The organism is Pseudomonas sp. AC463, assembly GCF_979253585.1.
The window spans coordinates 1-269 of sequence record NZ_CEEDDZ010000650.1 but is presented as its reverse complement, the minus strand read 5'-3'; the positions used below and the strand labels follow the sequence as shown (position 1 = coordinate 269).

At 69.9% G+C, this 269-nt stretch carries 1 protein-coding gene; it reads right to left on the bottom strand.

Annotated elements, in window-relative coordinates; genetic code table 11:
* Positions 1–269, bottom strand: a 269-nt coding sequence (locus tag AC0IYH_RS31805; protein ID WP_471838258.1) for a DUF1440 domain-containing protein, incomplete at both ends; no start/stop codon positions are given.

Below are 269 nucleotides of genomic sequence, written 5' to 3'. Positions count from 1 at the left end.
AGCGAGTACAGATGCCCCGACGCCGGCGTCTTCCACGGCGCGTCGGCGAGCCCCATTGCCGGCACCGCGCCCTCGTCCAGCACGGTAGCGGTGGTCAGCCCGAACAGCGTCCCCGACGCCGTCGTCACCCGAGGTTCGAAGGCTGCCGCAACGCCGTACGCAAGGCCGAGTGCCGCCCCCAGGCCATAATGCATCGCCTGTCCGGCGAGCGGCTTGTTCGCCTCTCCAACGTCATCACCAGTGACAGCCCTGGCCATGCCGTCCGCTGC